This is a genomic window from Cupriavidus sp. R6-3 (assembly GCF_059772245.1).
Genome location: NZ_JCBAJO010000260.1, coordinates 1 through 5,984, shown reverse-complemented (window position 1 = coordinate 5,984; position 5,984 = coordinate 1). Strand labels below are relative to the sequence as shown.

Below are 5,984 nucleotides of genomic sequence, written 5' to 3'. Positions count from 1 at the left end.
CAGCCCTTTTCGGGCATCCCACGCAATCCTTCGCTTTTACCCTCAAAGCCACGCCCAGCAAGGCGCCGCGGGGCATTCGGCACGTCACCTCCGCCGACAAATTCCCGCATTCATTCGCATATAATCGCCCCCGCTTCCCCAATTTCTACCCACGGGTTCCCCATGGCATCAATCCAGAAGACGGCGACGGGCTGGCGCGTGCAGATCGCGGTGAAGGGCCAGCGCGACAGCCGCATGTTCGATTCGAAGGCGCAAGCCCAGGCCTGGGCCGTGCAGCGGGAGGCCGAGATGCGATCCATATCCGCCGGCTTGGGGAGTAAGACGCATACCGTTGGGGACGTGCTCGACCAGTACCAGCGGGCGGTGAGCCCGACGAAGCGTGGGGCGCGGTGGGAGAAGCTGCGGCTGGAATTGATAGGGCGCAAGGAGATCGGCGGCAAGCTGTTCCGCGACATCCGATTGGCTGACCTGAAGCCGTCTCATATCGCCGCGTGGCGCGATGCGCGCGCCCGGGAAGTTTCTGGCGCCTCCGTGTCCCGCGAGATGTCGCTGCTCTCGCACGCGCTTGAGGTGGCCCGCAAGGAGTGGGGATGGCTCGTGCACGATCCCATGAAGGACGTGCGCCGGCCGCCGGACAATCCGCCGCGAGAGCGCCTTATCTCGCTGGAAGAGATCGAGCGCATGACGCTCGCGATGGGGTACCACGAGGGTCTCCCGGTGGTCCTGCCGTCCCAGCGCGTGGCGGTTGCCTTTCTGTTCGCGATCGAGACTGCCATGCGGTCGGGCGAGATCCTCGGGCTGACCAGCCGGACGGTCGATTTCGATAAGCGTGTCGCCCATCTGCCGCTCACCAAGAACGGCGGCGCCCGGGATGTCCCCCTGTCGACGCGCGCGATCGCGCTGCTCAGGATGCTGCCGCCGGTCGAGGAGGGGAAACCGCTGTTCGCCCTGTCGCCAGCCAGCCGCGACGCCCTTTTCCGCAAGGCAAAAGAAAAGGCCGGCATTGCCGACCTGACTTTCCACGACACCCGCCACGAGGCGATCACGCGTCTGGCGAAGAAGCTGCAGCCGCTGGATCTGGCCCGGATGACCGGGCACACGAACCTGAACGAGCTGATGACCTACTACAACGCCACCGCCGCTGACATCGCGGCGCGCCTCGGCTAGACCGGCTTCCGGGGGCGTCCCACCGTCTTTACCCGGTGGCCCTCCACCCATTCGATCACCTCGGCCGCTTTCCACAGCGGCTGCCCCTTCGATTTCGCAGTTTGCGTCGGCAGCCGGATGGGCTCGGGGAAGCCGGGCAGCGTAACGACGCGCTCGAGCACGACGGCCGGCGAGCGGTGCAGGTAGCCCGCGATGGTCTTTGCATCCCACAGGCGGATGGAGAGAGGGACAGCGGGCGCCTGGCGCTCGGATACGGCCTCGGCAATGCGGTCGATCAGTTCAGCGGTTTCCATGGTCTTCGAGATTCCAATGCTTGCGGGTCAATTCGATGATGCGTGCTGCGGTTTCGGTCATTCTTCTTGGTCTTCCGCGCACCAATCGCAGTCCCATGCCGGCGATACCCCATGCCGGCACGTCTTGCTTTCGTCGTGATACTCGGCCTCCGGCTCTTCAAACTCGTCAAGGTCCGTGTCTCGGATTCGGTTTTTGGTTGTCATCTGTCGACCTCCATCACGCAGTCATGCTGCCCTGTTCACCATCCACGCCGCGGCCGGGTCCATACGCGGCACCCACGCGGCTTTCCACTGCTCGTGCGCCTTGCTCACGTCCTTGCGCGCCAGGCGCTCGACGTCCTTGGGCAGCCGAGCCTCGCCCTTCTGGTCTCGCGGCAGATTCGGGCGGGGAACATCGGGCCGGCTGCCGATGGCGAACAGGGGCACGCGCTTGATGTTGGGCTGGCACCATCCGGCGATGTAGACGCGCTTTGCCGACGGGCCCCGCAACTCCTCAAGGCGATTCCTGGCCGTGTCCACGCTGATCCCGACGTACCGCGCGATGTCGGTGAGGGTGACGCCCTTGGGGCTGGCGCGGCGGATCACCGCATATACCGCGGCGCGATCTCGGTTGGCGCGCGCGACCTGAGCGTCGGTCGGGCCGTAGGATTTCCCGCTCATGCCACGCTCCGCGAAACGCTTTGCGACGCGCGGCGCTGGAGCACCGCCTCCAGGTTTGCCGATCGGTTCTGCTCTGCTGCGAGGGCGAGCTGCAGCCGGCGGATTTCTTGGGCAGCCTCACGCCGCAGTTGCTTGGCGTCGCTGTGCTCGCAGTAGCTGGGCTCGTGCTCGAGCCGAGTGAGGATGTCGTTATCCATGATGGCCTCCATGCGGGGCAAACTCGCCGTACACAAGCGCCGATGCCAGTTCAAAGAACTCGCCAGCTTCCTCTGCTGTGTCGAACATTCCGAGAAACTTGCGACGGCCCTTGATGGTGATTCGTGCCTGAAATTTTCGATGGTGCTTCTGCACACCCTTCACCCCCAGACGGTTATGGGACCGCGGGCCGCTATTCACGCCGTTCTGACCGACCGTACACAGCCTGAGATTGGCGCGGCGATTGTCGATCTTGTTCCGGTTGATGTGATCCACCATATTGCCGTCATACAGCGATAAGCCCATCACTTCGCGGTGCATCCGAACGCAGATCTTCTTGCCATTGACGCGCTCGAAGCGCACGGCGTAGCCCCACCAATTGACGTACCAGGTGTGCGCGGATAGAGCGGCGTAGTCCTGCGCATCAACCAGGATCTGTTCACCCTTCTTGGTAGTGATGACGCAGTGTTCGTTGTGGGCTTCGAGCCGTTTTACGATCGTGGTCATGGTCATGCTCTGTCGGGGTGAGGCCGCCGCGTTCTGCATCCGCTCCCGTGGGCGTGTCTGGCGTCCGGCGGGGCCTCGGTGAATCGTCAGTCGCCGCGCCGGTCAGCGAGCTGCGAGCGCAGCTCGTACCCCATCAGCGGCCACACCTTGTTGACCGCGTTTTGCCGCGCGATCTTGCGGCCGATCTCCGGGTCGAAGTTCTCCGGGCTGGCGCAGGCCGACTCGCCGGTCACGGTGAAGCCGTTGCGCAGCACCAGCACGCAGAAGGTCAACAGGCTCAGTGGGGTGCCGGTGCGGCAATCGAACTTGTGCTCGGCGACGACGTTGTTGTTTTGGGCTGCGACAGCACTCACGTCCGCGCCGAGAACGCCATTGGCGGCGGTGAAGTAGTGCTCGCTGGCGATGTTCGCCTCGATGTCAGCCGGCGTGACGCGCGGCGCGGTCTTGCCCTTGGCTTGGATTTCCTGCTCGATGGATTGGTCGTTGTGCATGTGCGTCTCGCTCATGAAGGGGGTGGAAAGTCAGGCCGCCTGGGCCTCGCCGAACAGCTCGGCGACGTTCTGCGGCGCCGGCGGCGTCAGCGTGATGTCGACGGTCTGCTGGATCAGGCTGCACAGCTTGCCGACCTGGTCCTCCTGGGGATGCACCACGGCGCGGAAGGTCAGCAGCACCGTGCCGCCGTTCTGCGGCTCGATGCGGAAGCCGTCGATGTCGACCTCCCCGAGCCGGATGTCGCTCGGGCCGCCGATGCCGTAGGGCACGACCAAGGTGTAGCCCTTGCCTTCGAGCGACCATTTGAACCCTGACATGCCGGGGTACTTCAGGACGCTCAGGCGCTCGGGGTCGATCATGTCTTCCTGATCCTCGGGGCGCTTGTACAGCGCGCTGCGCAGGTCCGGCGCGAAGTGGGCAAGGATGGCGTTATCCGCGGCGATCTCGAATTTCAGATCGAACGCCGGCACTTTCTTGTCGCCGTGGATCTCGGCGCGCGCATTGACGCTGGCCAGCTTCGCGGGGGTCTTATCGAGCTCGAACATCGGTGGTGGTCTCCGGTGGTGGTGCGGGAAGAAAAGGGCGGCGCGCCGGCCGGGGGGACATGGCGCGCCGCAAAGCGGTTAGTCGCGGTTCAGTTCCTCGCGGCGCTGTTCCCACGCCGCATACAGCGGGCCGGCCGTGTCCTCGTCGAGCGTTCGCAGCTCGTCTGCCATGACGTCAAGCGTGTCCAGGTCGTGGCAGTTGGCAATGCGCTCGCGGAAGCCGTCCGCGTCGAAGTCGGGCTGCACTGCGGCGCGAGCGGCCGGCTCAGGTTGGGCCGGCGTGGGCTCGGCAGCGGGCACCACCTCAGCTGGCTGTGCCGGCGGCGTGAAGGTGTCCGCGCGGCGCAGGTCTTCGGAGGTCATCGTGTAGCTGCCGTCCGGGCGCACGTCGATCACGTCGGCCAGTTCCTCGGCCGTCTGCAGTCCCATGCCCAGCTCCGGCGCGTAGGCGCGTTGCCAGAAGGCAGCGGCGCGGTAGACGAACATCTGGTCGGCCATGGTCAGCCACTTCGAGCCCTTCTTCGTGTTCCAGCCCTCGGCCTTGACCATCTTCCAGTCGACCCAGATGCCGTCCAGCCGCTCGCCCGTGGCCTTCTCCAGCGCCCAGGCGCGGCAGCCGTAGTCGTCGGTACCGAGCTTGCCCTTCCACTCGTAGCGCAGGGACGAGAAGCGGCCGCAGGTGTTGATCGTGGCGATCAGGAATTTCGAGGACCAGCTCGGATTGCCGTGCACCACGTACAGGTTCTGCATCACCATCAGCGGGTCGGCGCCGATGCGGTTGGCCATGTTCAGCGCGATCACGCAGTTGGCCAGGTTGCCGCGGAACTGCTGCGGCACCAAGTCGGAAGCGGTCAGCAGCTTGGCGCCGCGCTGCATCAGCTCAAAGGACTGCAGGCTCCCGAAGCCCATCTGCACGGCGGGCAGGGCGGCTTCGCGCTGGATCGCGCTGGCGCGCAGGTCGGTAACGGTGGCGGTTGCTTGGGTCATGGTGTCAACGTCTCCAGAAACAGGTTGCGTGGTTGGGGCAGTAGCGCGCGTGGCACATCATCGATTTCGGGTTGCCCCATGGCTCGATCTCGCCGTGCACCAGCTTCGCCGCGGTCTGCAGCAGGCCGGTGTGTTCGTCGTCGCCGAGCAGCACGTCGCGCGCGCCTTCCACTTCGGCGGTGCCGATGCGCTGCTTGTCCGGGGTCTGGTTGGTTTGCAGGCCGATGATCTGAGCCGGCGCGTCGATCGGCAGTTGCAGCGCGGTCTGCGCCACCAGCTCATAGACGCCCAACTGCGCCGCGTGGCCTTGTGCCTTCGCGGTGCCGTCGGTGCCGACTGCCTGCTTGCCGGTCTTCACATCGCAGATCCCGAGCCGGCCATCGGCGACGCGGCGCACGCGGTCGGTGTGGCCGGTCAGCACGATGTCGAGGTCGGTCAGCAGCAGCGATTCGACGCTGATCTCGACGGCGACATACTCGACGCGCGGCGCGTACAGCGTGCAGTAGCGCTCGGTGAGCGAGACCGCCACGTCGGCGACGCGTCCGGGCTTCTCGCCATCCCAGTCGACTTCGTAGTCCGGCTGCATGACGGACTGGAACGCCGCGTCCTTGGCATCGTCTAGACGCACGGGCGTGCCATGCGGCAGCCGGCCGGCATCAAACAACGCGGTGCCATGGTGGACAGCGGTGCCAAGCGCGGCGTTGGCGCTGCTCGGCGTGCGCTTGCCCTCCAGGTGGATGGCGAGCCAGCGCGCCGGGCAATCGAACAGACTGCCGAACGACGACGCGCGGATGGTCACGGGCTGGCGGGTCATGCCAGCCTCGCGCCTGTCATCGGGTTGTAGTGGCCCTTTGCCGGGGCCTTCGACGGCGAGCACACCCAGCGGTCGCCCAGCGCAGCCTTGGCCTTCTCGCGCAGCCCGTCGACGCGCGCCTGGCGCTTTTCTTCCTCGGTCAGCGGCGACACGTAGTGACGCAGGTCGAATCCTTTGGTCGGGGTCATCTCACACTCCCATTGCTTGTCTGATCGTCGCGGCAATCACTGCCACGAGGAATGCCCACACGCCGTACTTGAGCCGCTTGCAGTTCCGCGCGATGCGCTCGTCCCGCATGCGCTCGTTGAAGTCGCGGATGTCGTG

Annotated in this window: 10 protein-coding genes; 1 reads left to right on the top strand and 9 read right to left on the bottom strand. The window is 65.7% G+C overall.

What is annotated here, in order from left to right:
* The first annotated feature begins 162 nt into the window (after window positions 1–162).
* A complete protein-coding gene (locus tag AC6EI8_RS23360; RefSeq protein WP_498383007.1) occupies window positions 163–1,167 on the top strand; it encodes a tyrosine-type recombinase/integrase in 1,005 nt (334 codons plus the stop codon).
* On the opposite strand, the gene AC6EI8_RS23355 is transcribed toward AC6EI8_RS23360, so the two are convergent.
* The 9 genes from AC6EI8_RS23355 to AC6EI8_RS23315 all read right to left on the bottom strand — a co-directional run bounded on the left by AC6EI8_RS23355 (window position 1,164) and on the right by AC6EI8_RS23315 (window position 5,848).
* Window positions 1,164–1,460: a hypothetical protein gene (locus tag AC6EI8_RS23355; RefSeq protein WP_498383006.1), complete on the bottom strand. Its 297-nt coding sequence runs from the start codon at window positions 1,458–1,460 to the stop codon at window positions 1,164–1,166. The genes AC6EI8_RS23360 and AC6EI8_RS23355 overlap by 4 nt on opposite strands.
* A gap of 225 nt (window positions 1,461–1,685) precedes the next feature.
* Window positions 1,686–2,120, bottom strand: coding sequence for a hypothetical protein (locus AC6EI8_RS23350; RefSeq protein WP_498383005.1), 435 nt, complete (start codon window positions 2,118–2,120; stop codon window positions 1,686–1,688).
* Window positions 2,117–2,317, bottom strand: a complete 201-nt coding sequence (locus tag AC6EI8_RS23345) for a hypothetical protein (RefSeq protein WP_498383004.1) — start codon at window positions 2,315–2,317, stop codon at window positions 2,117–2,119. Before AC6EI8_RS23345 ends, AC6EI8_RS23350 begins: the two co-directional genes overlap by 4 nt.
* Entirely contained in the window at window positions 2,310–2,828 is a 519-nt protein-coding gene (locus tag AC6EI8_RS23340) for an HNH endonuclease (RefSeq protein WP_498383003.1), read from the bottom strand. Before AC6EI8_RS23340 ends, AC6EI8_RS23345 begins: the two co-directional genes overlap by 8 nt.
* Before the next feature lie 80 nt (window positions 2,829–2,908).
* Window positions 2,909–3,328, bottom strand: a complete 420-nt coding sequence (locus AC6EI8_RS23335; protein ID WP_498383002.1) for a Gp49 family protein — start codon at window positions 3,326–3,328, stop codon at window positions 2,909–2,911.
* 15 nt (window positions 3,329–3,343) lie between these two features.
* Window positions 3,344–3,859 (bottom strand): hypothetical protein, encoded by a 516-nt coding sequence (locus AC6EI8_RS23330; RefSeq protein ID WP_498383001.1) that lies wholly within the window; start codon window positions 3,857–3,859, stop codon window positions 3,344–3,346.
* 78 nt (window positions 3,860–3,937) lie between these two features.
* The gene (locus tag AC6EI8_RS23325) at window positions 3,938–4,846 is read right to left on the bottom strand and encodes a hypothetical protein (RefSeq protein ID WP_498383000.1); all 909 of its coding nucleotides are present in this window, start codon (window positions 4,844–4,846) and stop codon (window positions 3,938–3,940) included.
* A 4-nt stretch (window positions 4,847–4,850) separates the two neighbouring features.
* A complete protein-coding gene (locus AC6EI8_RS23320; RefSeq protein WP_498382999.1) occupies window positions 4,851–5,723 on the bottom strand; it encodes a RecB family exonuclease in 873 nt (290 codons plus the stop codon).
* Window positions 5,657–5,848, bottom strand: coding sequence for a hypothetical protein (locus AC6EI8_RS23315; protein WP_498382998.1), 192 nt, complete (start codon window positions 5,846–5,848; stop codon window positions 5,657–5,659). Before AC6EI8_RS23315 ends, AC6EI8_RS23320 begins: the two co-directional genes overlap by 67 nt.
* Window positions 5,849–5,984 lie beyond the last annotated feature (136 nt).